The organism is Petrotoga sp. HWHPT.55.6.3 (genome assembly GCF_002895495.1).
GTDB classification, from domain to species: Bacteria; Thermotogota; Thermotogae; order Petrotogales; family Petrotogaceae; genus Petrotoga; species Petrotoga mobilis.
In genome coordinates, this window is record NZ_AZRJ01000008.1 from 37945 (window position 1) to 64075 (window position 26131).

The 26131-nt window shown below is 34.5% G+C and carries 23 protein-coding genes; 16 read left to right on the forward strand and 7 right to left on the reverse strand.

All coding sequences use genetic code 11. From position 1 onward, the window contains the following. Window positions 1-18: 18 nt before the first annotated feature. Genes X926_RS02900 through X926_RS02910 form a run of 3 tightly spaced genes read left to right on the forward strand, consistent with a single transcriptional unit; the run spans window position 19 to window position 2212 of the window. Window positions 19-990 carry a DUF4899 domain-containing protein gene (locus tag X926_RS02900; RefSeq protein ID WP_103064920.1) on the forward strand — a complete coding sequence of 324 codons (972 nt, stop codon included), beginning with the start codon at window positions 19-21 and terminating at the stop codon, window positions 988-990. Window position 991: 1 nt separating this feature from the next. Then, window positions 992-1279, forward strand: a complete 288-nt coding sequence (locus tag X926_RS02905) for a hypothetical protein (RefSeq protein WP_103064921.1) — start codon at window positions 992-994, stop codon at window positions 1277-1279. A gap of 45 nt (window positions 1280-1324) precedes the next feature. Continuing rightward, window positions 1325-2212 carry a radical SAM protein gene (locus X926_RS02910; protein WP_103064922.1) on the forward strand — a complete coding sequence of 296 codons (888 nt, stop codon included), beginning with the start codon at window positions 1325-1327 and terminating at the stop codon, window positions 2210-2212. On the opposite strand, the gene X926_RS02915 is transcribed toward X926_RS02910, so the two are convergent. Continuing rightward, a complete protein-coding gene (locus X926_RS02915; RefSeq protein ID WP_012208739.1) occupies window positions 2209-2919 on the reverse strand; it encodes a glycerophosphodiester phosphodiesterase family protein in 711 nt (236 codons plus the stop codon). The genes X926_RS02910 and X926_RS02915 overlap by 4 nt on opposite strands. A gap of 87 nt (window positions 2920-3006) precedes the next feature. On the opposite strand from X926_RS02915, the gene X926_RS02920 reads away from it, so the two are divergent. From X926_RS02920 to rbsK, 11 genes are all read left to right on the forward strand, one after another. Beyond that, complete coding sequence (locus X926_RS02920; protein ID WP_103064923.1) at window positions 3007-4389, forward strand: ADP-ribosylglycohydrolase family protein; 1383 nt, start codon at window positions 3007-3009, stop codon at window positions 4387-4389. 95 nt (window positions 4390-4484) lie between these two features. Next, window positions 4485-5480 carry a BMP family ABC transporter substrate-binding protein gene (locus tag X926_RS02925; protein ID WP_103064924.1) on the forward strand — a complete coding sequence of 332 codons (996 nt, stop codon included), beginning with the start codon at window positions 4485-4487 and terminating at the stop codon, window positions 5478-5480. A 20-nt stretch (window positions 5481-5500) separates the two neighbouring features. Beyond that, the gene (locus X926_RS02930) at window positions 5501-7015 is read left to right on the forward strand and encodes an ABC transporter ATP-binding protein (RefSeq protein WP_103064925.1); all 1515 of its coding nucleotides are present in this window, start codon (window positions 5501-5503) and stop codon (window positions 7013-7015) included. Then, the gene (locus tag X926_RS02935; protein WP_103064926.1) at window positions 7012-8067 is read left to right on the forward strand and encodes an ABC transporter permease; all 1056 of its coding nucleotides are present in this window, start codon (window positions 7012-7014) and stop codon (window positions 8065-8067) included. The genes X926_RS02930 and X926_RS02935 overlap by 4 nt, the downstream gene beginning before the upstream one ends. A gap of 16 nt (window positions 8068-8083) precedes the next feature. After that, window positions 8084-8956, forward strand: a complete 873-nt coding sequence (locus X926_RS02940) for an ABC transporter permease (RefSeq protein WP_103064927.1) — start codon at window positions 8084-8086, stop codon at window positions 8954-8956. A 164-nt stretch (window positions 8957-9120) separates the two neighbouring features. Further along, window positions 9121-10104: a LacI family DNA-binding transcriptional regulator gene (locus tag X926_RS02945; protein WP_103064928.1), complete on the forward strand. Its 984-nt coding sequence runs from the start codon at window positions 9121-9123 to the stop codon at window positions 10102-10104. Between the two features lies 1 nt (window position 10105). Then, window positions 10106-10501 carry a D-ribose pyranase gene (rbsD, locus tag X926_RS02950; protein WP_103064929.1) on the forward strand — a complete coding sequence of 132 codons (396 nt, stop codon included), beginning with the start codon at window positions 10106-10108 and terminating at the stop codon, window positions 10499-10501. After that, complete coding sequence (locus X926_RS02955) at window positions 10501-11991, forward strand: sugar ABC transporter ATP-binding protein (RefSeq protein WP_103064930.1); 1491 nt, start codon at window positions 10501-10503, stop codon at window positions 11989-11991. Before rbsD ends, X926_RS02955 begins: the two co-directional genes overlap by 1 nt. A 16-nt stretch (window positions 11992-12007) precedes the next feature. After that, window positions 12008-12907 carry an ABC transporter permease gene (locus X926_RS02960; protein WP_041534308.1) on the forward strand — a complete coding sequence of 300 codons (900 nt, stop codon included), beginning with the start codon at window positions 12008-12010 and terminating at the stop codon, window positions 12905-12907. A 102-nt stretch (window positions 12908-13009) separates the two neighbouring features. Then, window positions 13010-13879 (forward strand): ribose ABC transporter substrate-binding protein RbsB, encoded by an 870-nt coding sequence (rbsB, locus tag X926_RS02965; RefSeq protein WP_012208749.1) that lies wholly within the window; start codon window positions 13010-13012, stop codon window positions 13877-13879. Window positions 13880-13936: 57 nt separating this feature from the next. Beyond that, window positions 13937-14854, forward strand: coding sequence for a ribokinase (gene rbsK / locus X926_RS02970; protein WP_103064931.1), 918 nt, complete (start codon window positions 13937-13939; stop codon window positions 14852-14854). Here the strand turns inward: rbsK and X926_RS02975 are convergent. Together X926_RS02975 and X926_RS02980 are read right to left on the reverse strand one after the other, a co-directional pair. Further along, window positions 14849-16051, reverse strand: coding sequence for an MFS transporter (locus tag X926_RS02975; protein ID WP_158245183.1), 1203 nt, complete (start codon window positions 16049-16051; stop codon window positions 14849-14851). The two genes, rbsK and X926_RS02975, sit on opposite strands and share 6 nt — an antisense overlap. A gap of 77 nt (window positions 16052-16128) precedes the next feature. Then, window positions 16129-17733, reverse strand: coding sequence for a gamma-glutamyltransferase family protein (locus X926_RS02980; RefSeq protein ID WP_103064933.1), 1605 nt, complete (start codon window positions 17731-17733; stop codon window positions 16129-16131). 136 nt (window positions 17734-17869) lie between these two features. Between X926_RS02980 and X926_RS02985 the strand changes: the two genes are divergently transcribed. Together X926_RS02985 and X926_RS02990 are read left to right on the forward strand one after the other, a co-directional pair. Further along, window positions 17870-18403: a hypothetical protein gene (locus X926_RS02985; protein WP_103064934.1), complete on the forward strand. Its 534-nt coding sequence runs from the start codon at window positions 17870-17872 to the stop codon at window positions 18401-18403. A gap of 92 nt (window positions 18404-18495) precedes the next feature. Continuing rightward, entirely contained in the window at window positions 18496-19080 is a 585-nt protein-coding gene (locus X926_RS02990) for an outer membrane beta-barrel protein (protein ID WP_103064935.1), read from the forward strand. A gap of 46 nt (window positions 19081-19126) precedes the next feature. Here X926_RS02990 and X926_RS02995 read toward each other — a convergent pair whose 3' ends face one another. The 4 genes from X926_RS02995 to X926_RS03010 all read right to left on the reverse strand — a co-directional run bounded on the left by X926_RS02995 (window position 19127) and on the right by X926_RS03010 (window position 26127). Continuing rightward, complete coding sequence (locus tag X926_RS02995; RefSeq protein ID WP_103064936.1) at window positions 19127-19678, reverse strand: N-acetyltransferase; 552 nt, start codon at window positions 19676-19678, stop codon at window positions 19127-19129. Window positions 19679-19814: 136 nt separating this feature from the next. Beyond that, window positions 19815-20453, reverse strand: a complete 639-nt coding sequence (locus X926_RS03000) for a CpsB/CapC family capsule biosynthesis tyrosine phosphatase (RefSeq protein ID WP_012208768.1) — start codon at window positions 20451-20453, stop codon at window positions 19815-19817. Window positions 20454-20477: 24 nt separating this feature from the next. Continuing rightward, window positions 20478-22637 carry a polysaccharide biosynthesis tyrosine autokinase gene (locus X926_RS03005; RefSeq protein WP_103064937.1) on the reverse strand — a complete coding sequence of 720 codons (2160 nt, stop codon included), beginning with the start codon at window positions 22635-22637 and terminating at the stop codon, window positions 20478-20480. A 244-nt stretch (window positions 22638-22881) separates the two neighbouring features. Then, on the reverse strand, window positions 22882-26127 hold the full coding sequence (locus X926_RS03010) for a PD-(D/E)XK nuclease family protein (RefSeq protein WP_103064938.1): 3246 nt from the start codon (window positions 26125-26127) through the stop codon (window positions 22882-22884). Window positions 26128-26131: the final 4 nt, after the last annotated feature.

Consider the following 26131-nt stretch of genomic DNA (forward strand, 5'->3'; position numbering starts at 1 on the left):
AAGAAAAGGGGAAAAAATATGGACTTTTATGCATTAAAATTTTTAGCAACCTCAAATTTAACTGGTGAAACGTATGTGGGATATATGTTTGGTAAAAAGGCTCAAACCCCCTATTTTAATGTTCTTTTGTTGAGTAGGGCTCAACTTAGAGAAATAGATCTTCCTGATATAACAAAAGATTATCTCGATTTTAAATCAGACATCGATATGCTGTATTATCAATTGTCTAAGGAAAAAAATAATAACCTTTTAACTCAGTTCAAAGCCTACTTCTACAGCATGCTAAAAAAAATGAAATTCGAGGTCACAGGGACAAAAATCTTTATGGCTATAGAAGATGAAGATGTTTATGTTTTAAAATCAATTTTGAGCGATATTTTAAGTGAATGGTCTGGAGATACAAAGATCAAGCTGGTAGCCCAGAAATTTGATTATAAGGATCTAACCTGGATAACAGCCGTTAAAGAAAAAGGTGAAGAAGGTTTAAAAGAATACTTAACTAGAGAGGACGTTAAAAGTGCAACCGAAATCTATCCAATAATAGACCCTATAGAAGGTTATTCCGTTTCTAAATTGGACATAGGTGAACCTATAATAGTTTTACCAATTGAAAATAAAAATGAAGGCGAAAAAAAAATGGGAGAAGTAGTCGAGGGAAAAATTATATCTAAAGAGTTGATTCCTTCAAGCGACTATATATTTTTAAAAGTAGATCTAGGGAATGGGGTTTTGGGTAAAGCGGTAGTTCATAGAGAGTTAAAGGTTTCAGTAGACCAAAATCGACTTCAAATTTTAAGAAAGTCTCAAGAAAAAACTGAACACGAAAACGAAACAAAAACTATCGGAGATTTATACGTCCAAATGAAAAATGATAAAAGTATACCTATTGATAAAAAAATAGGTTCATTAGATGTACTGATAATAGCTGGTTTCTCAATAATAGGTATACTTTTGATAATCTTAATTATTATACTACTGGGGTCGTTCTAATTTGAAAGTAGTGTTGACTTTTGTTATTATGATCCCAACGTTGATCTTTTCTGTGCTTTCATATGAATATACCTATCGGATCCTTGAATACAGAAATTTGAAAGAAAAGGAAATCACAGAAGCCTTTGAATTAATAAATGAAGTGGAAGAAATCTTTGCGTTAACGCCTCAAGAGTTTTTGAATAGTTATGAAATTAAACAAACAATATCGACAACAACGAAAGAAGCGACTATTCATGTTTTTGAATATAAGGGATATGACTTCGTATACATCGAAAATACACGCTAAGTAACAAATATATCGAAACAATAGGTGAATGGAGGAATATTTAAATTGCGTTTATCCTATGCTACAGCTGTAGAACTCGGTTTAAAAAAAGGAAAAATTGACTTCCCAAACTACACAGCTTATCTCATGATCGGGGAAAAGTGCCTTTTCAACTGTGCTTATTGTGCACAAGCTAGGAAGGCTGAAAGTAACGCAGATCTATTATCAAGAATCAAATGGCCTGAAATATCTCTAGAAACTTTTAAAAGTATCTTCATCCCAACAAAATTCAAACGTCTTTGTGTACAAGTTGTTTCTTCTTTAGATTACTGGAACGAATTAAACGAATTATTATCTTTATTGAAAGAAACAGAAATACCTATCTCTGTTTCTATAAGGCCAAGAAATATTGAAGAAGTTAGAACCTTGTTTAAAAAGTACAACGTTGATAGGGTTGGAATGGCTATAGATGTAGCAAACAAAGAACTTTTCTCAAAAATCAGGGGCGGTAGATACGAAGTCTATGAAAATATGCTCATAAACGCTTCAAATGATTTCCCCAACAGAATTACAACACATATAATCGTTGGATTGGGAGAAACAGACGAAAATATTATAGAGTTTTTATTAAAAATGAAAAAGTTTAAGATATTGGTAAGTTTATTTTCTTTTACCCCCATAAAGGGGACAAGGTTTGAAAACCTTTTACCACCTTCTTTATCTAGGTACAGAAAAATCCAGATCGCTAGAGAAATCATCTTACAACACGATGTAGAAAAAACCGATTTTCTCTTTGATTCAAATGGTAACCTTGAAAAATTGCCAGAAGCGGAGATAGATATGGAAGAAGCTAAAAAAACCTCGGGATGTCCATGGTGCACCCGTCCTTTTTACAATGAAAAACCAACAAAAGAACCATATAACATCCCCATACCTCGACACATCAATCTCTAAAGTTTCTCTTTTGCGATTTGTCTCCTTACTTCTACTATTTTTTCAACCTCATCGGTAATTATACCATCGTACAAACCCTTGAATGTGTGCAAATATTTAGGATCGTTGACCGTCCACAAAAATATCTTCAAACCCTTTTCTTTCCATTTATGCAAGAGTTCTTTAGAAAGTTCTATATCATCTTTTAAAGCGTCTATCCAAAGATTCAAAGAATAAAGACCGATCTCGTTATTCAATTCATCTACGTATTTTAAAGTATTATATTCACTGAGTAATCCAACTTTTGCACTTTTATCTAAACTTCTGACCTTTCTCAAAGCGTCAATTTTGAAAGAAGAAAATAGGGTTCTATCAACTGCATTTATTCTTTTAGTTATTTCGTAGGAAGGAACAGCCGCCTCAACTTCTTTGATTTCTAAATTAAGAATAGCTCGCTCATCTAAATTAAAGATAACTTCTTCGACTGTTGGAACGGTCTCTCCATTTTTAAAATGTATTTGTTTTAACTCATAGTAAGTTAGTTCCTTCAACTTTCTGTTTTCAATACTATCGTCGTGAAGAACAACTAACGTCCCATCTTTAGTTAATCTCGAGTCATACTCAATACCATCGGCACCATATTCTCTGGCTTTTTTAAAGGCTTCGATCGTATTTTCGACAAATTTTGCCCTGTAACCCCTATGCCCTAAAATTACAAATTCATTCATAATTTTTTAATCATCCTCCTAACCGACAGATGTGATAAAATAATTATATCATTAGAGCTCCTCTTGTTTCAAGAAAGGAGAAAAATTATGAAGGCATGGGAAAACGAATTTAATAGAAGAAGAAACGCCAAACCAAAAAAAGATCACATCGAAAAATGGGAAGATGTAGAAAAAATGAATGTTTTCCCAAAAGAGATATTGGTAACCCTTTGGGATAGTAAAGTTCCAGGTTCTAACGCCCCGGAATCTCTCATCGTTGGTGCAGTCCAATCTGTAGAAAATATGGGTAAAAACGTAAACCAAGCGGAGTTATTGCTGGATAAAGGATTCGAAGCATTAAAAAATAAAGATTACTCTAAATTAAAGGCTATAACTTCAGAAATTTTCTTTTCTCTTTCTAAAGCCGATTCATTGGACAATAACGCATACGAAAAGTATGATAGACCTTTGGACTGGGAAGATATCTCTAACTCTTTTCCTAAGCAAAAATTTAACAATATTGATAATCTAAAAGACAAGATTCATGGTGGTTGGTTAGGCCAACTTGCAGGTGGATCTATGGGAACCAAACTTGAAGGGTATACCCACGATGCGTTGGAAGAAACATATTCTGACCAATTGGGTACTTACATAGGTGAGGTTTCAACGATCAACGACGATGTCACCTATGAATTAATTTTTCTCAAAACTTACGAAGAGAAGTGGGAAAGGATCACTTCAAAGGATTTAGCAAAAAATTGGATATCCTACATACCATTTGGATGGAGTGCTGAGTTGATAGCCCTTGAAAATATTAAAAGAGGAATATTCCCACCCGAATCAGGATTTTTTAATAACCCATTTCAAGAATGGATAGGAGCACAGATGAGATGCATGGTTCATGGTTTATTGCAACCTGGCGATCCATATAATGCCGCAAAGTTATCGTTTATAGATTCACAAGTATCCCATAGTGGTAACGGTATATACGGTGGCATACATAGTGCGGTTATGACATCTTTGGCTTTTTCTGAAAAAGATCCAAGAAAAATAATAGAAAAGTCATTGGATTATATCCCCAAAAATACCGAATTTAAAAAAGTCGTAGATAATGTAGTAAAATATTGTCAAGCAAATAATGATTGGATCAACGTTCTCAGAAAAACAGAGGACAATTTCCAAAGGTATAATTGGGTTCATCTGTATCCCAATACCGCCTCTGTTTTGACTTCTCTGTGGTTTGGAGAAGGGGATTTTGATAAAACAATGAAGATCGTATCTTCTTTCGGTTATGACGTTGATTGTAATGCTGGTGAGGTAGGTACGATATTGGGGATCATGTATGGTGCAAACGATTTCCCTTCTTATTGGTCAGACCCTTTGAAAGACACGTTGGAAACCTATTTACCAGATTTTTCAAAGATAAAAATATCCTCTTTAGCAGAATGGACATTTAAATTAAGTACCCAAAATGGAATTAATAGATCGTAAAGATTATGGGTGGGCAAGCGGGGCGAAGGGGGCGCTAAAGCAGATTGCAAAGTTCATAAAAATAGTATAATAAATCGTATGGGGAGGTGTAAAATATGAAAAGATTCACATTTTTTGTGTTCATTGTTATTCTCTTTTCTTTCACAGCTTTTGCCGTACCACAAAGGGTAGCATACGTAATAAACGGTTCCCTTGGGGATCAATCCTTTTATGACTCTGGTTACGCTGGCATAAAACAACTGGAAACTGATTATGGGGTTCAAACAAGGGTAATTGAATGCAACTTTGATCCTTCGCTCTATTATCAAAGTTTACTCACAGCCGCAAATTGGGCAGATGTTATATTCGTAATCTCTTATGGTTTTGAAGAAGAATTAAAAACCATAGCAGCACAATTTCCCAATAAGATATTCGTTAATATTGACACCGTAGTTGAAGATAAACAGGGTATAATATCAAACGTTGATTACGTTGAAGAAGAAGGGGCTTTCATGGCTGGAGTTGTAGCAGGTATCGTTACAACAATGACTGAATTGGAAGGGATAAATCCTCAAAAACTAATAGGAGCAGTAGGCGGAGATGACGATATAGTCATCAGATCCTTTGTATATGGTTATGAACAAGGGGCACATTACATAGATCCGGAAATTGAAGTAAGAACGATATACGTGGGAAGTTGGGATGACCCTGCCAAAGGAAAACAAGCCGCTTTACAACTTTATTCTCAAGGTGTGGATGTAATATTTCAAATCGCAAGTTTAACCGGTACAGGTGTATTACAAGCCGCCCAGGAAGAAGGGAAATATGCTATTGGCGTAGATTCAAATCAAAATGGCCTTGCCCCAGGCCACGTGATCACCAGCGATCTTAAAGAAGTTGGAAAATCCATTGAACTAGTATTTAAAGACATAGTAGAGGGGAGATATGAACCCGGTACGTTGTACAAACTCGGATTAAAAGCCGGAGCAGTAGGATTGGCTATCGATGAATACACATATCAGATTCTTCCTCAAGAAACTGTAGAAAAAATATTACAGATCCAGCAAGATGTAGCGGATGGAAAGATTGTGGTCAAAGAGTATAGAGAATAATAATCCATAGGTGGTTCTAAATGTCGTATATACAAATAAAAGATATTTATAAAGTATACCCACCTGATGTTTTAGCCTTGGAAGGAGTGAATTTCTCCTTAGAAAAAGGAGAAATTCACTCTATTATAGGCGAAAACGGAGCCGGAAAAAGCACGTTGATGAAGATCTTATACGGTATGGTGCCTCCATCCAGTGGTCGGATCTTTATCAATAGTCAAGAACAAAAAATAACTAACCCAAACGTAGCTATTAAACTTGGGATAGGTATGGTTCACCAAGAATTTATGCTCGTTCCTTCTTTTAAGGTATACGAGAACGTTGTTCTGGGTATGGAAAAGACAAAAAATTTCGGCTTCTTAGATAAAGAAAAAATATTAAATGAGTTAGAAGAGATTACCAAAAAGTTTAGTTTGGCTGTTGATTTACAAGCAACTACTTCTAACCTCTCTGTCGCAGCCCAACAAAAAGTGGAGATTCTAAAATTGTTGTACAGAAAGGTTGACACATTGATTTTTGATGAACCAACAGCGGTATTAACACCTCAAGAAACTCAGCAACTATTCAAAGAGATAAGAAATATTAGAGATACCGGTAAAACCATTGTTTTTATCAGTCATAAATTGGAAGAAGTATTGGAAATCTCAGACATCATAACAGTTATGAGAAGAGGAAAAATTATCTCAACTTTAAAGAACGATAACCTTTCAAAAGGTGAATTGGCAAAAATGATGGTGGGTAAAGAGGTCATGCTAACAGTGAAGAAGGTCCCAAAAGAACCAGGTAAAGAGGTTTTTAAATGTGAAAATTTGACCGTTGCTTCGAATAAAACAAAGATAAACCTATTGTCAAACATCAATATTGTTATTAGATCAGGTGAGATAGTTGGTTTAGCAGGTGTCGAAGGCAACGGTCAATACGAGATTGTACAAACAATAATCGGTGAAATTTATCCGGATCACGGAAAAATTTTTATAGAAGATCAAAATATCACAGAGTTCCCTATTAGAAAAAGAAGAAGACTAATAAGTTATATTCCTGCCGATAGAAAAAGATTTGGATTAGCTTTGAACGCTGTTTTAGTAGAAAATCTTTCAATGACTCACCACTTAGGTGAAAGATTATCAAAATTCAAATACATCATGGATTGGAAAAAGGCTAAAAAATTTGCGAAAGATTTGATCAATCAATACAACATCCTTTCAAGAAGTATAAACGATGTTCCTAAAAGTCTTTCCGGAGGAAATCAGCAGAAATTAATAGTTGCACGTGAATTCAGCCTCGATGCGCCTTTTTTGCTTTTGGACCAACCAACCAGAGGATTAGATGTTGGTTCAATCGAATATGTTCATAACGTTATCCTTGAAATGAGAGAAAAAGGGAAAGGGATTCTGATGATCTCTGCAGATCTGGATGAACTTTTATCTATGTGCGATAGGTTGTACGTGGTACGAAAAGGAGAAATAGTGGCTGAATTAGACCCCAAAATTCACTCAAAAGAAGAAGTGGGCGAATACATGTTGGGGGCTAAACTATGAAAAGTTTAAATAAAATATTAACAGGAATCATTGGTATAGCCTTGTCTTTTCTTGCAGCTGCGGTTTTGATAAAACTCCAGGGAAATTCCCCTATCGAAGCTTATCGAGCATTATTTAATTACGGATTAGCTTCATGGTTTTCTCTTTCTTCAACTTTAAACAACGCTACCCCATTGATATTAACGGGTATGGCTGCAGCAATAGCATTCAGTTCAAACGTGGTGAACCTTGGAGAACCAGGACAACTAATTGTTGGAGCTTTGACCGCTGCGCTTTTAGGATACTATCTACCCATACCAGGAATCTTGGGGATATTTGTTATTTTGGTAATTTCTGGTATCGTTGGGGGCTTATATGGCGGCTTGGCTGGTGTACTAAAAAAGTATTATAAAATGGATGAATTTATAACCACTTTGATGTTGAATTTCATAGCAGATTACTTGACTTTGTACTTGGCGACCTACCCATTTTTGGATGAAAACTCGTATGTTCCCGCCACTCATATGATAAAAAGAGAATTTTTTCTTCCCACTATAAACGGAATAAATATCAGTTTCTTCATAGCGATTTTTATGGTCTTTGTTTCATTTTTTGTTGTGACTTATCTAAAAAAAGGTTACGAATGGCGTATGATGGGACATAATTATGATTTTTCAAAGATAGGTGGCTGTAAAAATGAAGAAAATTTAATCTGGGTTATGTTTTACACAGGGTTCCTTTCCGGCTTAGCAGGTGCTTTGTTGATATTGGGTGGAACTCAACATAGGTTTATTAAAGGGATAGGAGCAAACTATGGCTGGGATGGAGTAATGCTTGCCATAGTGGGAGGTAACGGAGTAGTTGAAACATCAGTTTTTGCCATATTCTTCGGGTTTCTTAAAGCAGGTGGAATAGGTATGGAATTCGAGGTATCAATACCTTCTGAATTCACAATGGTTCTTCAAGCTATAATCGTTTTATTGGTTGTTGCAACAAGGAGTACGATATCTTACTACAGTGATAAAATCAAAGCTTCTCTGAAAGCAAAAAGAGTGGTGAAATCCTCTGACTGATATAATTTCTTTATTAATTAGAGACAGTTTCAGTAGCGCAACTCCTATACTTCTTGCAGCGTTGGGGGGCACTTTTACCTATTACGCTAACGTATTCAACATTGCTATGGAAGGTATGATGCTTATCGGGGCTTTCTTCGGAGTTTTGGGAAGCTATCTTTTTCAAAGTTGGGCAATGGGCATGTTGTTTGCAGTGATTTCCGGAGCTGTTGTTGCCCTGATTTTTTCGGCATTTGCATTGTCCCTTAAAACAGACGAATTCTTGACAGGAATCGGTATAAATATGCTCGCTTTGGGTGGAACTACGTATCTTTTAAGGAATATTTTCGACGTAAAAGGTGCTTTCATATCTCCAAAGATAGAATCTCTTCCAACATGGGACATACCCATTTTAAATCAAATTCCTATTCTTTCACAAATATTGAACAATCATCCTTTTATTGTTTACATAACAATACTTTTAGCCTTGTTGTTAGAAGTTATAATATTTCACACGAAATTTGGTCTCAGACTTAGGGCAACAGGGGAAGATCCAGAAACCACAAGATCTTTAGGCATTAACCCTAATAAAATGAAGTTTACCTCTATACTACTTTCAGGCATACTTTCTTCCATGGCTGGAACATACTTATCCTTAGGCTATGTCACTCTTTTCAGCGAAAATATGTCAAACGGCAGAGGATGGATATCTTTGGCTATAATAATCTTAGTAAAAGGTCGTCCTTTAGGAATACTTTTAATGTCTTTACTGTTCGGGTTTTTTGAAAGTGTGACCTTCACTCTTCAAAACTTCAATATCCCACCACAAATCACTTCTATGTTACCTTATTTAATTACTTTGGTAGTCTTATTTCTATACAGTTCCAACAAAAGAAAAGAAGAAAAATGAATAAAATTAAGAAAACAGAAGAAAAACTGAGTTAACCGACTATAATTCCGTCTAATTTCCTCTAATCACCCATAATCAAGTTTGCAATTTAAATTATTTAGAGATATACTTTAATTAAGTAGTTTCGAAAACGTTTGCATAATAATTGTAACAAGGTGGTTTTTATGAATAGACAAGTAACTATAAAAGATATAGCAAAAGAAGCGGGGGTTTCCATATCTACTGTTTCAAGGGTGGTAAACAGTTCCTTACCAGTAAAAAAAGAAACGAAAGAAAAGGTCTTAAAGGCAATTGAAAAGTTGAATTATTATCCCGATTCTCTCGCCAGAAGTTTAAGAGTAGGATACACTAAGACAATAGGTATAATCATCCCAAATATTGCCAACCCTTTTTTTGCAACTATAGTAAGAGGAGCAGAAGATTTTCTAAGATCAAAAGGCTTTTCTTTGATTATATGCAATTCGGATAACAACATTTCTGAAGAAAAAAAATTATTTAAAACATTAATCGAAAAGAAAGTCGATGGGATTTTGTACTCAGGCATAGGTGACCATGTTGAAAGTCTCATAAGCAGAAATGTAAAAACCGTTTTCATAGACAGGGTCATTAAAAGCAATAAATTTTCTTACGTTTGTTCAAACAACTACAATGGAATGCATAAATTACTTGAATATCTATACAATTCAAATCACAGAAAATTCATATTTATCAGCGGTAAGAAAGAAATATTCAGTGCAGCTGAAAGATTAAGAGCCTTCCAAGATTTTGCAAATGAATACAATATAGATTTTAAAATATATGAGGGAGAGTATACTCATGAATCGGGGATTTCAGTTGCTAAAAAGATTAAAAATCTTCCCGACGTTGTGGTATGTGCAAACGATTTGTTGGCTTATGGAGTTATAGAACATTTTAAATCAAAGGGTTTGAAAGTGCCAAAAGATGTAAGCGTAACTGGCTACGACGACATCGCCTTTAGTAAAATGTTCTCACCACCATTAACGACTGTGAAACAACCTATGTATGAAATGGGAAAAACAGCTGGAGAAATGATCTTTACAATACTTTCAAAAACAACAGATCACATCCCTGTAAAACAGTTTGAGAACGAGATAATTATTCGAGAAAGTACGAGGAGGAGAAACTAATTTGAAAAAGCAAGGCATATTCAATTCTAAGATATCATATTTTGTTGCATCGATGGGACATAAAGATATGTTAAGTATAGTTGATATGGGTTATCCAATACCAAAAGATGCGACATTTGTTGACTTGGTTTTTGATAAAGGTATACCAAATTTTATCGATACCATAAAAATGGTTTTATACGAATTAGAAGTAGAGAAAGTTATTATTGCCAGTGAAATGGAGGCAAACAATCTTAAAAATTATCAAAAAGTGCTCGATATATTTTCAAATATAGAGATAGAGAAAAGATCACATGAAGAGTTTAAAGATTTGGCAAAAAATTCCAAATTTTTTATAAGAACTGGAGAATGTACCCCCTTTTCAAATATTATATTGATTTCAGGGGTGATTTTTTAATGTTATTAGAGATGGTAGATATTACCAAAACCTTCCCAGGGGTTTTAGCGCTTGACAAAGTCAGCTTCAACTTAAAAGAAAAAGAGATACACGCTCTGCTAGGCGAAAACGGAGCGGGCAAAAGTACGTTAATCAAAATACTTGGGGGAATTTACCAAGCTGATAGTGGGGAGATAATTTTAAATGGAGAAAAAGTAATCTTTCGTTCCCCAATAGAAGCCAAAAAAAGAGGAATATCTATAATACATCAAGAATTAATGCTGGCTGAAAATTTATCGATTGCAGAAAATATATTTTTAGGAAAAGAGAAAGGTAATTTCTTGAATATCGATTTTAAATCTATGGCTATCGAAGCAAAAAAATATCTAAATATGCTTGATTTTGATATTGACCCAAAAATAAAGGTTTCTAATCTAAACGTATCAGAAAAACAGTTGGTAGAAATTGCTAAAGCTATAGCATCACAAGCCAAAATTATCGTTATGGACGAACCTACTGCTACAATTACCGAGCACGAGACACGTACTTTATTTAAGGTTATGCGGGATCTTAAAGAAAAGGGGATTTCTATTATTTTTATAACCCACAAACTCGAGGAAGTTTATCAAATTGCCGATAGAGTAACCGTTCTTAGAGATGGTAAATTGGTTGGTTCTGGAAATTTAGAAGAACTAAACCAAGATGACCTGATAAAGATGATGGTAGGAAGAGAAATAAAAGATATGTTCCCCAAGTTTAATAAGGTAAGAGACAAAATTGCCCTAAAAGTTGAGGAATTTGAAATTCCTGGAAAGGTCTACCCACTTTCTTTTGAAGTTAGGGAAGGGGAAATATTTGGAATAACAGGATTGGTTGGTTGTGGAAAATCAGAACTGGCATTAGGACTTTTTGGGGCATACAAATCAACTTTCAAAAACCTTATTGTAGAAAACCAAAAGGTAGAAGAGCTCAAGTCTCCCTCTCAAGCTTTGAAAAGGGGTATAGTTTTGGTTCCTGAGGATAGAAAAACCCAAGGGCTAGTTCAGCTATTGACTGTTGTTGAGAACATAACCATTCCCAATGCTGAAGAATTCGCTCCTATTTTCAATATTGATTGGAAAAAAGCTATCGAAGAAACTAAAAATCAGGTCCAAAAATATAATATAAAAGTATCGTCTAACAAACAAAAGGTGAAAAACTTATCTGGCGGAAACCAACAGAAGGTTGTATTAGCAAAATTCTTATTAAAACAACCAAAAATTGCCATCCTTGTAGAACCTACTCGGGGAATAGATGTTGGAGCTAAAATTGAAGTTTATAAGCTCATAAACGATTTAGCTAATAGAGGAATGGGAGTGATATTAGTGACTTCAGAGATTCCGGAAATTTTGGGGTTATGTGACAGAACTCTGATAATGCACAGAGGAAAGAAAACAGCTTTATTGGAAAAGGAAGAAATGACACCAGAAAATATACTAAAAGCTGGAATGGGGTTGGTTGAAATTGTTTAAAACTCTCTTAGTTTTTATGAGAAAAAATCCTGCCCTTGTTGGTTTTATCATTTTGTTTGTGGTACTTTCAATTTTTACAGACAGCTTTTTTAATCTCTATAATATCGTTAATGTCATTAGACAAGTTTCAATAATGGCTATCCTCGGTTTCGGAATGACACTTGTAATAATTTCTGGAGGAATAGATCTATCTGTTGGTTCAACCTTTGCTTTTAGTGCTGTTGTTATGGCTTCCATAGTCAAAGATGGAAGAGTCCTATTAGGAATAATTGTAGGCTTATTAATTGGCGCAGCGATAGGGGCATTTAATGGAATTGTCATATCGAAAGGCAAAATCCAACCTTTCATTGTAACATTAGCTACAATGGCTATAGGAAGGAGCTTAACCTTAGCATACACTGAAGGAATCCCCATCTCACTTTTCCCAGATAGTTTTAGATTTTTGGGTAGAGGGGATATATTTGGTATACCAGTCCCCATTTTGATTATGTTAGGTATATTTTTTCTTTCCCTTTACATACTGAAAAAAACAAAATTGGGATTGTATATATACGCAATTGGAGGAAATGAGGAAGCCACGAAACTCAGTGGAGTAAACGTAGATAGATATAAAACCGTTGTTTATATGTTGAGTGGACTTTTTAGTGCGATCAGCGCAATAATCTTGACAGCAAGATTGAACAGCGCTCAAGCCACTTTTGGGCAAGGGTATGAACTTGACGCAATAGCAACAGTCGTTTTGGGTGGAGCAAGTTTAGCTGGAGGAAAAGGTGGAGTGTTAGGAACGTTGTTTGGTGCCCTTCTTCTGGGAACAATTAACAACGGAATGAACTTGATGAATATTTCCCCATTTTATCAAGATTTAGTTAAAGGAGTCATAATACTGTTAGCTGTTCTTTCAGAAAAAGAGGAATAAAAACATTTTTCGATAGGCGAAGGGATAATGCTTTCCCTTTCCTTTTGGGTGGGGAGCGGGGGAAGGGCGCTGAGAAAAACATATCAAAGGAGGTAGAGAAAGATGAGAAAGGTATTAGTATTTGTATTGTTAGTGTTGTTTGTTTCAACGTTTAGTTTTGGAGTAAAGATAGGTTTATCGGTTTCAACATTGAACAACCCATTTTTTGTTGACTTAGCAAACGGTGCTGAAGATAAAGCAAATGAATTAGGGGTAGAACTGTTGGTAGTTGATGCCCGAGACGATCCAGCAAAACAACTAAACGACATAGAAGATCTGATATTACAGAGAGTCGACATGATTTTAGTAAATCCCACGGACAGCGACGCTATTGTATCAGCTATTGAAGAAGCAAACGATGCTAAAATCCCAGTAATAACTGTTGATAGAAGTGCCAATGGTGGAAAAGTTTTGCTCCATATAGCTTCAGACAACGTTGCTGGAGGAATGATGGCAGGTAGTTTTATTGCTGAACAATTAGGAGGAGAAGGAAAGGTTATAGAATTGGTCGGAGTTCCTGGAACTTCTTCCGCAAGAGAAAGAGGTCAAGGTTTCAACGAAGAAATATCGAAATATCCTGGTATTGAAGTAGTAGCCAGACAAACAGCAAACTACAACAGGGCTGAAGGGCTAACCGTTATGGAAAACCTACTTCAGGCCTATCCTGATGTAGACGCCGTTTTTGCTCATAACGATGAAATGGCTTTAGGTGCATTGGAAGCAATAAAGGCTGCTGGGAAATTACAGGATATAATCGTTGTTGGGTTTGATGCCACTCCCGATGCATTAGCTTCTGTTGAAAGTGGTGAACTTAGTGCAACAATAGCTCAACAACCTTACACAATGGGGGAACTGGCAGTTGAAAAAGCTTATGAATATTTGACCACAGAGACAATTTACTTCCCCGTTCCACTTCAATTGGTAACAAAATAACTTAAAAAGGGGCTTTATGCCCCTTTTACTGAAACTATCCAAAGGAGAGATAACCTCATGATCGCTGTAATTGGTAGCAGTAACATGGATATTGTATTCAACGTTGAACATTTTACACTTCCTGGAGAAACCCAAAAAGCCCTTTCCTTGGACTTTTATTTTGGGGGCAAAGGGGCAAATCAAGCAGTTGCAGCCGCTAAGTTATCTGAAAAGCCTGTTTACTTTTGTAGCTGCCTAGGTGATGACGAATATGGGAATCAAATTTCTCAAAACTTTAAAAAGTATAAAATAGAAGGTTATTACGTGCAAAAGAATGAAAAAACAGGTAGGGCTTATATAGAGGTTGATAAAAATGGAGAAAATAGAATAATTATCTTCTCGGGTGCCAACGATAATGTGGACAAAGAGAAAATAGATAAGTTTTTTGATCAATATGGTGATGAAATAGATATTTGTTTATTGCAGAATGAAATTCCCATGCAAAGCGTTGAGTACGCTATTTCTAAGTTAAAAGAAAAAAGGATAACTATTATTTACGATCCTGCCCCTGTTGGAAATACAAAGATAGAAAGTTTAAACGGTATAGATTTTTTAACTCCCAATATTAAAGAGTTTATGTTCCTTTGTGAAAAAGAAAAGATAGATTTCGACGAAAACAACCTCGACAAATCAATGCTTGAATTTAAAAGAATTAGCAAGGTAAAAAATTTGATTGTAAAGATGGGAGATAAAGGCGTTATATACATTGATGAAGATGAAAACTTAGCGAAAATTAAACCTCTAAAAGTAAAAGCTGTTGATAGTACCGGTGCAGGAGACATCTTTAATGGAGCATTTGCCGTAGCTTTTTCAGAAACAAAAGATTTAAAGAAAAGCCTTAACTTTGCCAATACCGCCGCCGCAATTTCTGTTGAAAGAAAAGGAGCTCAGTCTTCAATCCCTAAAAAGGAAGAAGTATTAAAACGCTTTTTATGAATTATTACTGTACAATTGATGCAAAACACCGTTTTTCCTCAAAGGAACGAATAATTTATACATGAAAATTAGTGCGAGCGTATAAAACACTGAACTAATTAAGAACAAGTAAGTATAACCACTTGGTAATACACTTACGATTCCAAATATAAATGCAGCCAAAGACCTTGTCAAAAAATTGGCGGCGTTTCTAAGGCTATATATCGATGTGACTCTATTCTTTGGTAGAGCACTCAAAACAGAGGATGTTTCCACAGGGTTGGTCATATTTGTGAAAGTAAATCTTAGTGCATAAATAACAACAAAAACAAAAGGATTTCGGATGAAACCTAAACATATAATCAACGGAATAACTATACCATTTAAAATGAATGTATATTTAAAAGGACCAAATCTTTTACCAAGTACTGGTGAAAGGGCAGAGCCAGCAGCCGCCCCAAATTGTGCAATTGACAGAGATATACCTATCAAGGAAGGAGACATGTTGAAGAGGTCTTTGTATATAATATTCCCAAAATTGACAAACAATCCCGCTCCAAAAGATATTGCTGCCGTTCTTAAAAGATAGTACTTTAAAATGTATTTTTCTTCTTTGTTGTATTGGGAAAAGTCTAAAACTTTTTGAAGGGTGACTCTTTTATCTCTAACGCTTTCGGGTAATTTTCTTAATAATATGGGTGATATGGCATAACATATCCCTGTTATGTAAAGAGTCAACCCTAAACCCAGATATTCTCCCATAAAACCACCTACGAAATTCCCTAAAACACCGCTAGCCATAAAAATAGCAAAATTGTATCCAAAAGCAGCTCCTCGAGTTGAACTATCGGTAACATCCATCAGATAAGAATCCAAAAGTAATCTCCTAGAGGTCATGAATCCACCATTTAAAAATCCAAGGATTAATAAAATATTTTTATAGGGAAACGTACTTCTGATCAATAATAGAATGCCAAAACTTATGGAAGATATAATTATCATTTTTTTCTTTCCGATTCTATCCCCCAGGATCCCTATCAAGATCCCTAGGATGGCAGCACCCAACATCTCTAAAGAGGTCATTCGACCAATGAACTGATTTGTATAACCCAAATCTCTTAAAAATAAATTAAAAACAACCCTATAAATTGCCCAAAAAGAGCTACTTATGGACGAAAAAATAAGCAGATTAATAACCTTTTGCGTCAGTTTACTCACCTCAATATAGTTAGCTTATCTAACTATATTGTACCACCATTTTTTAGAATCTTTTTGGAATTTACATTAAATTTCTTTTAAAAGCAAGATATGTTACTATCCGCTCTTGGTTCGGTGCCCCCTATCAGTACACCATCGTCCGTTCTATATATGAATTGTCCCCTTCCAAAATTAGAGGAATTTAATGAAACCTCTATTTGATGACCTTTATCTACTAAAGACTCTAGAATATACGTCGGAAATTCTTTTTCTACCATAATTTCCTTGCCCTTTACCCATTGCCATCTTGGAGCATCTAAAGCTGCCTGAGGATTCAAATGAAAATCAATAAAATTATTAAGAAATTGTAGATGACCTTGTGGTTGCATGTACCCTCCCATAACTCCAAAAGGCCCTATCGCTTTGTTCTCTTTGGTTATAAATCCAGGTATAATGGTATGGTATGGCCTTTTTAGTGGTTTTAAACAGTTGTGATCTTCTTCATTCAAAGAAAAGCTTGTTCCTCGGTTTTGAAGGCTTATACCAGTATTTGGAACTACTATTCCAGAACCAAATCCCATATAGTTACTTTGAATGAAAGAAACCATATTTCCGTCTTTATCCGCGGTTGCAAAGTAAACCGTTCCTCCGGAATATGGATCTCCAGCCTCTGGTAATAGTGCATATTCACCTATAAGATTTCTTCGCTTTTTTGCATATTCTTCTGATAAAAGCGATTCTACTGATACTTTCATCTCTTCTATATCAGTAATATATTTCAATCCATCGCTAAAAGCTAACTTTAAGGCTTCTATTTGCTTGTGGTAACTTTCTGGATCTTCTTTACATCTCATTTCAAAGCCTTTTAGTATGTTCAAAGCCATCAAAACAATTATACCTTGTCCATTTGGTGGTAATTCCCATACGTCAAATCCTCTGTAATTTACACTAAGTGGTTCTAACCATATAGGTTCATAACTTTCTAAATCTTCTTGGCAAAAGTAGCCTCCCGTCTTTTTTGAAAATGTAACCATCCTTTGTGCCAACTCTCCAGAATAAAAACTTTTTGCTTTTGTCTCAGCAATTAATTTTAGAGTCTCGGCGTGATAAGTTGATTTCCAAATTTCTCCAACATCAGGTGCCTTCCCATTCGGGGCAAATACTTCAAACCATGTTTTAAAAATTTCTCCCTTAAACTCTTTTTTATACCTTTTAAAAGCGCTCTGCCATGATTTTGCTGTCACAGGCGAAACGGGGAAACCTTCACTTGCATATTTTATGGATGGTTCTAATAAGTCTTCAAAAGGAAGGACACCAAATCTATCAGACAAAGTTGCCCAAGCAGCCGGAGCACCTGGAACAGTTACTGATTCCCAACCAAACGGAGGTATTTTTTCAAACCCTTTTTCTTTCATTAGTTCCAAGGTGAGATTTTTTGGAGCGTATCCGCTGGAATTCAATCCATATAGTTTACCGTCTTTGTAAAGTATAGCGAAGGCATCGCTACCTATACCGTTGGAAGTAGGTTCCAAGACGGTCAAGCCTGCTGCCACTGCAACAGCCGCATCGAAGGCATTACCCCCTTTTTTTAAAATATCTATACCTATCTCAGAAGCTAATGGGTTTGTTGTTGTTACCATTCCGTTTTTCGCATAAATGGGGATCCTTCTTGATGGATAAGCAAATTTTAATGGATCAAACATCTGAACTACCCCTTTCTTTTAATCTAATTTTAAGGAACGTAGTCTATTATACCATTGAAAGCAAACAAATTAAAGGGGCGTAGATACAGATTTTTTATGACGATATAACGGGTTAATTTCAGGAGGTGAAGTAATTATGATAAAAGCTACGAAATTCACTAGCATTCTATTAATTTTTCTATTGTTTATATTTTCGTCTTTCGCAAGTAATACGTCTTACAATCGATTCACAGATTTGGATAATTTATCTTTAGTTTCTTCTATTCACGGTAATCTCAATTTAATGGAATTGATTGGCGAGTCAGAAATGGATCAAAATGAGAAATCAATGATTACTATAGGGGTCTATCATTTAGCCTTTACAGATGATTACACAATGAAAATTAAAGAATTAACTGATCTCAACTATCACCAAGACTATAATTCAGCTTTTAACGCAATGGCAAGTACATCACACAACCGATCTAAAAGTCATTCTGACAAATTGATCAAATCAGATCCAAACGTTAAAAATAAAAATTATAAAAACGATTACTCTTATAAAAACGATTTAACAAACAAGTTTGTTCAAAAAAACAGTAAGTTAGATTACATAGTTTCTCTTAATCTTTTAAAACAAAGTACACCGGATTTCATCGAAATTCAACAAAATGTATTCATTTTTTCTTAGAGATATAAAATAAATGTGATACAATAAGCACTAAAGATTAGTGGGTTTTTTTATCATAGTTTCTATAAAATCTCAGAGAGGAGGGAAAAAAGATGAAAAAGGTTTTTGCAACGTTGTTGGTAGGTATGTTAGCTGTATTTAGTTTCGCTGCATTTGAAGTCACAGGTGGTTATGTGAATGCATCGTTAGCGGCTAGTGACACAGATGTTGCAACATCTGTGATGATGCATGGTGTTAGTGTTGGTGCAAACTATCTGTACGATGAATTAGGTGTAGAAGGTGGAGCGTTGTTAGTCGGCGGTTCTTTTGATTATTATTTTCCAGCAGAATTTGTCAATGAAAGTGATGTAGCTACAGATTTATCTCAAATGAGTTTGGGTGTCAACGCTGGTTACAGACAGAGCTTAAACGCTTTCTTGCCAGACTTACCATTTGGAATGTATGTACAAGGCTTGGTTAACTATTCCTTCGGATTGGGTGAAGATAAGGTTGTAGCAAGCAGTTTAGGTTTCGGCGGTGGAGCTGGAGCAAACTTTGTAGTTCAAAACCTCGACATGAATGTAGGTGCAGATGTCTTATTTGAAAAACCAACAGTAGCTGAGGATTATGACGAAGTTTATAAGAGTGAGTTCCAGTTGAGACCAAAATTCAAGGTTTACGCAGGCGTACAATTCTAATTTAAAAGTAAACAAAATAACTTAAAAACCTCCTTACGGAGGTTTTTTATTTTAATTTTTTTCTCATTTCGATAGCGACTATTCTATACCCTGATTTTAAAAAGAGAGTTTCTAAAAATTTCAAAAATTTTGGCAAAGTTACAATTCTCTGTTTTTGAAAGCCTTTCATCAGATTAATGTATGTCTCGGTGAATCCAAGATTTTTATACAAATTATACGCAACTTTGTTGTTTCCAAAGACATTCAATTCAAGAGATTTTACGTTTTCTTTCTTTAATGTTTCTTCTAATTCTTTTATAGCACTCTTTGCAAGTCCCTTTTTTTGATACTGTGGAAAAATCCTAATATCGTATATAAACGCTTTTTTAGAACTATAATTAACAAAAACCCATATTCTTCCGACGTGTTCGTTATTACCTGTTATAACATTATAACCGTAGTTTTTCCCTTTTTTAACATCTTCGTTCCAGATGGTATCAATTTGATCCTCAGCTCTTGCCAAGGCTTCTTCATATGGAATCAACAAATTCTCAGCCAAAACTTTTGCATATTCTTCATACATTTTCTTTTTGTATATTTCAAACTCTTCTTTGCTCATTAATTCGAGCTTCGTTACCGACACCTCCAAAGGATTTTATCTTTTCCCGCCCACCGCCCCATTAGGAATTACTTAAAATTAGCTACTTCAGGAATTATCAAAAAAATTGATTAAGAATCATTCTAGAAGGTTTTAATTAAGAATTTATCCCTAAAATTTCAAAGGCATTTTTGGTTATTTCGGAAAATTTTTTGAATAAACTTAAATCCACTTCTTCTCTATTCGAACTTCCATGATTATCAGTGGCTAAGAAATCCACCAAATAATTATCAAAATAATATTTACCTTCTTGAGTTTTTAATCCTTCAAAATTGACTTGGAAAAGCACACCCATTTCTCTCATTCTTTGAATGATGTCTTTGTTTTCATATAACCATTTGTATCGTTCCACATGTACGAGAATAACTTCATAACCATCCAATTGTAAATTAAATATCGAATCTAGGGCGTAAATAGGCATAGGTTTTGTTGGAAATTCTATCCAGACAAATGAATTAAAAGGAATAAAATCTTTGTGGTCTGGAGTTAGATATAATTCTGAGGCAAGATAAGTCCTTAAACCAATTTCATTTTCTATTTTATCTTTTATCTTTTTATAAACTTCTTTGATGTTGGTTATATCTGTTTTAACCGAGGGATGATTAACGTGAGGTGTAAAAATAACATCGGTAATGTCGTTTTCTCTGTACCTTTTCAGTTCATTTAATGTTTCTTCAATAGTTTTTACCCCGTCATCAACTCCAGGTAATAGATGACAATGAATATCGATATACATTTTATTTTACCCCCTTTATGGCCCCTATGTTCTGGTTTTTCTTCTTCTCCTCTTTGTCTTACTTTTATCCCCATCATCAGAGTAATAATAGTAGTAATAATAATAATTAGAAGATTTTTCGTTCACATCATTTATAACTGTCCCAATGAGTTTTACTCCCGATGTTGTTATGTTTTCAATTGCAGCTTTTAAAGTTGGTTTTAAAGTTTGTCCATAACGAGTAACTAATACCAGTCCATCTGAATATCTGGATGCGATCATAGCATCAGGAGCAACCATTATTGGTGGAAGATCAATAATTACCTTATCGTAATACTCCTTCATTTTATCGAGGAGATCTCTAAATTCATTTGAAGTTAATACTGTTGTGGGATTTGGAGGTAAAGTTCCAACAGGCAAAACAAAAAAGTTATCAAGAGTCTCAAAAGGTTTCTTTACAGATTGTTCTATGGAGGCACCTCTCAACAAATAGTTAACCAGCCCCTCGTTCTTACTTTTTAGATTCAAAATCTTTTCAACCCTTGGTCTTCTCATATCGGCGTCTATCAGCAAAGTTTTGTTACCGCTTTGGGCGTATGAAATAGCGACATTGGCAGCAGTCATTGTTTTACCCTCAGAGGGTCCACCACTTGAAAAGGTAATAACATTAGGTTCTTTGGCGTTAGAAAAGTTAATGTTGGTCGCCAACATCTTGAAAGCTTCGGAGATTGGGGAGACTGGATCCCTTAAAACTATTAATTCATCATTTGTTTCGTTGTCTACATGTAAATGAGGTATTCTACCAAGAACAGGGTAACCTTTAACAATCATCTTCAGCTCATTTTCATCTTTAACCCTTTTATCCAGATACTCGATGAGAAAAACTACAAGTATACCTAAGAAAATTCCTAAAACCCCTCCTATTGCTGCAGTCAGAGTTTTATTTGGTTTAACAGGATTTGGAGAAACAAAGGCAGGGTCTATTATATTTGCTGTACCAATTACACCGGCTTCAGCAATCTTAGCCTCCTCTAATTTTTCTAAAAGAAGAACATAAAGGTTTTCTTTTACTCTTACCTCTCTTTCGTAATTCATAAGTCTTTGCTCCAATGCAGGTAATTGGTTCAATTGGGATTGATATGTGTTTCTTAACGTTGTTAAAGATTGTATTGTGCCTTGAAGAACTTGTTGTCTGGCTTGTTCTTCGATTAATTGTGAATACAAGCTATTATACTGCGGATTAGCAGTTTTTACTTGGGAAGTTACAATCGTACTTATCTCATTTTTTAGCATCTCTTGGGCTTGGCTCAGTTCTTCCCTTAATCTCAGAACTTCAGGATCGCTGGGAGATTTAGTACCTTCCAAGCCTGCTAGCTGGACCTGGATATTAACTATCTGATTTCTTAAATTACTTACGACTGGGTTTATCGATATTGTCTCAGATGAAATGATCTCTTGATCCATACTTTTTAAGGTGTCATTTAACGTTTGCAACCTTATCTTTGTTTCTTCCATTTGGATTTGATAAGTGTTTATCTGTTGATCGTAGGAAACCAGAAATTGTAATATAGATTTTGCCTCTTCATCTAACAAAAAAATATTATTTTCCTCTTTAAAATTTCTTAGATCGTCTTGAGCAGCGTTCAAATCGCTTTCAGCTAATGGAATTTGCTCTTCTATAAACATTCTTCTTGCAGTGTATTCATTTTGAGACAAACTTTTTAACAAGTCGTTGTATACAATCGCTAAATTATCGGCGATGCTTCTTGCTAGCTCCTTGTCTTCACTTTGAACTGATATCCGTACGATATTTGTATCGCTAACAGGTGATACTGTGATCATTTCTTCAAGGGTACGAACAACGCTGTTTCTTGTGACCTCTTCTGGGTTTTCAGATTTTGCTTGAAAATATTCCATTAAGTTTAAATTGTCTATTACTTTTTCAAGGTTTCTTCTACTTTTTATCAATTCAATTTCTGTCGATATCTTAGATGAGGTTGACCCTATCTGCGTACCAAAAATATCTGCAACGGAACTCTGTTGAGAGGGGTCAATTTTCAAGGTTGTATTTGCTTCATAAATTGGAGTAGCATTGAAAAGGTAGATTAAAGTAATTACTACCGTTACAACTACGGTTAAAAAAAACCACCAGAATCTTTTTTTGAATATCTTTAAAATGTCCTCGAATGTCAACTCATTTTCCATCTTCAAACCTCCCTACGAGCCTTTAAATTTCTACAAAATTTATGAATAAATCTCTCTATAAAATCATTATACCAGATTCAATAAATATCTGAAAAAAAGTATTTATCTCCCCCTTTTCTCCCTTCGGAGATAAATCAGCCCTTATAGACAATGAAGTAGCATATTTCATCCCCTAATTGTACGTCTTGCAGCCCACCCCGTATTTTGTTCTATGCAAAATATTCTACCATATGGCTGACTTATTTCAAAGGTATTTTTTTATGTTAATATTAAAATCCTTTTTGTACAGCATCAACTCGCATAAACTTCTGAATTGGCAAGAAGAGCAGTCGTAATATTTTTCCCCTGTTTTTGCGTTGTTGTATTTATCATGCATTTCTTCTAAGAACCTTCGTATTTCTCTTTCTTTTACTGCTATAGGAGTGAAATTAGATCTGTTGATGTTTTGAAAAACTTTTTCTAGCCATGTGTAGAATTCTTTAATATCAAAAGATACGTATTTTGCTTTAGACTTGTGCTCTTTATATATAATCTGGCCTTTCTGTATTTTTATAAAATTATCATTTTTATGATCTTTTTTCTTTGATACTACTTGAAATTTTAGATATACATCAGAATTTGTTAATTTGTTTTTCCATTCTTCGCTATTTAATAAGGTTAGGTAATAAATTAGCAATTGTTCACTTTGGAAATTTTTTGATCTTTTGTAATCCATAATTGAGTACGTTCCTGGCAATAGTTGTTCGTCGAATTCATCAAGAAGGTATGCGTAGTTACCGTTTAAAAGATCTACCCTGTCTATTCTCGATGTTAAGTCTACATCATGAAAATTTCCGATATTTATCTTTGAATTTACCTCCAACTCTGTAGCTATAACTTGAGAATAAGTGAGATCTATACCTTTTTTGAAATGGATATAATTTCGATGTATGTCTTCTATACTATCTAAAATATCTTCTGTTATTATTTCACTTTCCACATCTTTTATAGCTTGATAGGTTTGTAAAAAATCGTCTGTATACTCTTCCCAAATATCTTCAATGATATTTTTTATTTCTTCTTTCAATTCTTCTTTGTTGAGAATTTTTTGGGACATAACTTCATAATTTTTGTATTTGGAAAATATCTCTTTCATCACCCTGTGCTTTATAAGTCCATCGAAAAACTTCCCAAAATCTTTATCTCCATTTAATCGACCTTCTATACCTAGGTAATACTTAAACGGGCAATCCACATAAGTAGTAATTTTTGTATGGCTTAACCGTCCAAGATCGGTATTTTTATACAATTGCCAGCTTGGATTAGTTATCTCTTTTTTTAATCTCTCAATATCAGTGTAGTGTTTACTCTGTAAAAATTCTTTCTTCCCGTTCAATATGTAATAAATAGTAGCTTCTGTATCAGAGAATATATTTTCTGGATCTGTTGGTAGGATCTCTTTTTTAGAGAGAAACTCACTGGAATATTTAACGTTTTTAAAGTTGTTCCTAAACTCTTTTTCGTATGGAGAGGGTAGTATTGGTTCTCCACTTAGTTTAGCGTTTGGATATGTAAATATAATATTATCAGCGAAAATCATGGAGATAAACAAGTTTCTTCTACTGATCTTTTCTGAATGTCTGGCGATTAAGGTCCCTTCGTTACTCATAGATGTGATGAAAGGATTGACCTTTATTGAAGGATAGTTTTCTTCGGTAAAGCCGACAAAATATTTGTATTTTTTCTTTACAAATCTTGAGTCCTCAAGGCTCATTATTTCTACCGTATTATCGTACCTTTCGGATTCTCTATACGTTTCAATTTGAATTAGAGAAGAAAGTATTTTGTAGAACTTTTCAATTCCTAAATTTTTATCTGACTTTAGAATTTTTCCCAAATTTTCTTCAACGTTGAATACTAGTGCTTCGAAGGCTTTTAATGCATTTAATTGACTCTCAATGGGGATTACATCCTCGTATGTTTTCAGTATGTTGAAATGAGATAGGTAAGTATCTATCCATTCTTTCACCAACTCTCTGTAATCAGAAACACTGAAGTACCTTTTTCGATCTTTGCTTTTTTGGATATCTTCTAAAAGAGAAAATATGTTTCCCAGACATTTTTTTAATTCCCTTAAGTCTTTGAGTTCTTCGCTTATCCTTTCTATTTCTTCTGTGCCTTTAAGTTGAGAATTTCTTTTTTCTATTTCTTTCTCAATAGTATTCAGCCATTTTTCTTTTCGGTTTTTGAGTGAGGATTTTTGTATGTCATAGAATAAGTTTAAATGCTTTAGATAATTTTCTATCTGCTCCATTGTCAGCTCAGTTACTCCTCCGTAACCACTTTCAATCATCGCCAAAATATCTTCAACTTCGCAACCTCTGACCAGTGTTTTAATTGGTTGAAGAAGAATCAAAACTATTTGGCTTTCGTTTAGCGGAACATCGTTTTTGAACCTGTAAGGTACCTTGGCATCTTCCAAATAATCCGCCAATAATTTGGCAGTTGAATTATTTGGAACAACGATCCCCAAATCATCAGGCGAAAGATTTTCACTTATCAATCTTCTTTTTATTTCTTTTGTAAGTGTTTCTATTTCAGAAACATCGTTGTTCATGGGAAAGATTTCAATATTAGTATTTTCAAAAATCCGTTTTAAACCTTTCCTTTTCGATTGGAACTCAAACCCTTCATTTTTTAAAAAGTTGTGTATATTAGTTATTGAATCAAAACTTCTGTCTTCTATGTTGACCCAAGTAATAAAATGAACCTCTTCAAATAGATCAAATAAAGCTTTAAGTGTTTTGTTAACGGCTGGAGAAATATCAAAAAAACCCGAAATAACGACCCTTTTTCCTATATATTTTTTCCCCTCTTCTTTCAATCTAGTTGGTAAAATCTCATAAAACCATTTGTACACACTGACGGGATCGTAATTTCTTTGATATTTAATAGACATATCGAACTTCGTTTCTAAAATATCTTCGAGTTTTTTTTCTAATTTTGTGTAAAGCATGTACAAATTAGAATTGTTATCTATAGAATCATCAAGCAACTTGTATTCTTCAGCGGATTCAACGATTTCTTCATCTTCAACCCTTGAAATTTCCCATTTTTTCTCAAAAATATCTAATATGTACTCCACTGATTTTTGAGATTTGGATATAACGTTTAGATATTCAGAAAATTCTTCGTCTTTTTTCTCTTCTTCTATTAGGTCCATTATCTCATTTTCGATGTATACCTTCAAAAACTCTCTATCCAGTATTACAGATTGTGGTTGGTATGTTTTTAGCGTCTCAGTTACATATTGGTTTATAACCCTGAAGGCATCACGATTTATAGTTTTTTTTGTTTGTGATGCAATATATTCTGCCACTTGCTTCACATAAAAACCAGAAGGCCCTAGAAACAAAAAGTTCAGAGGGTCTTCGTTGTAAAAAGGAAGTATAAGATCTCCAACGTTTTTAAAATGTTCAGGATTTAAGTCAAATAAATAGACCTTTTTCATTTTT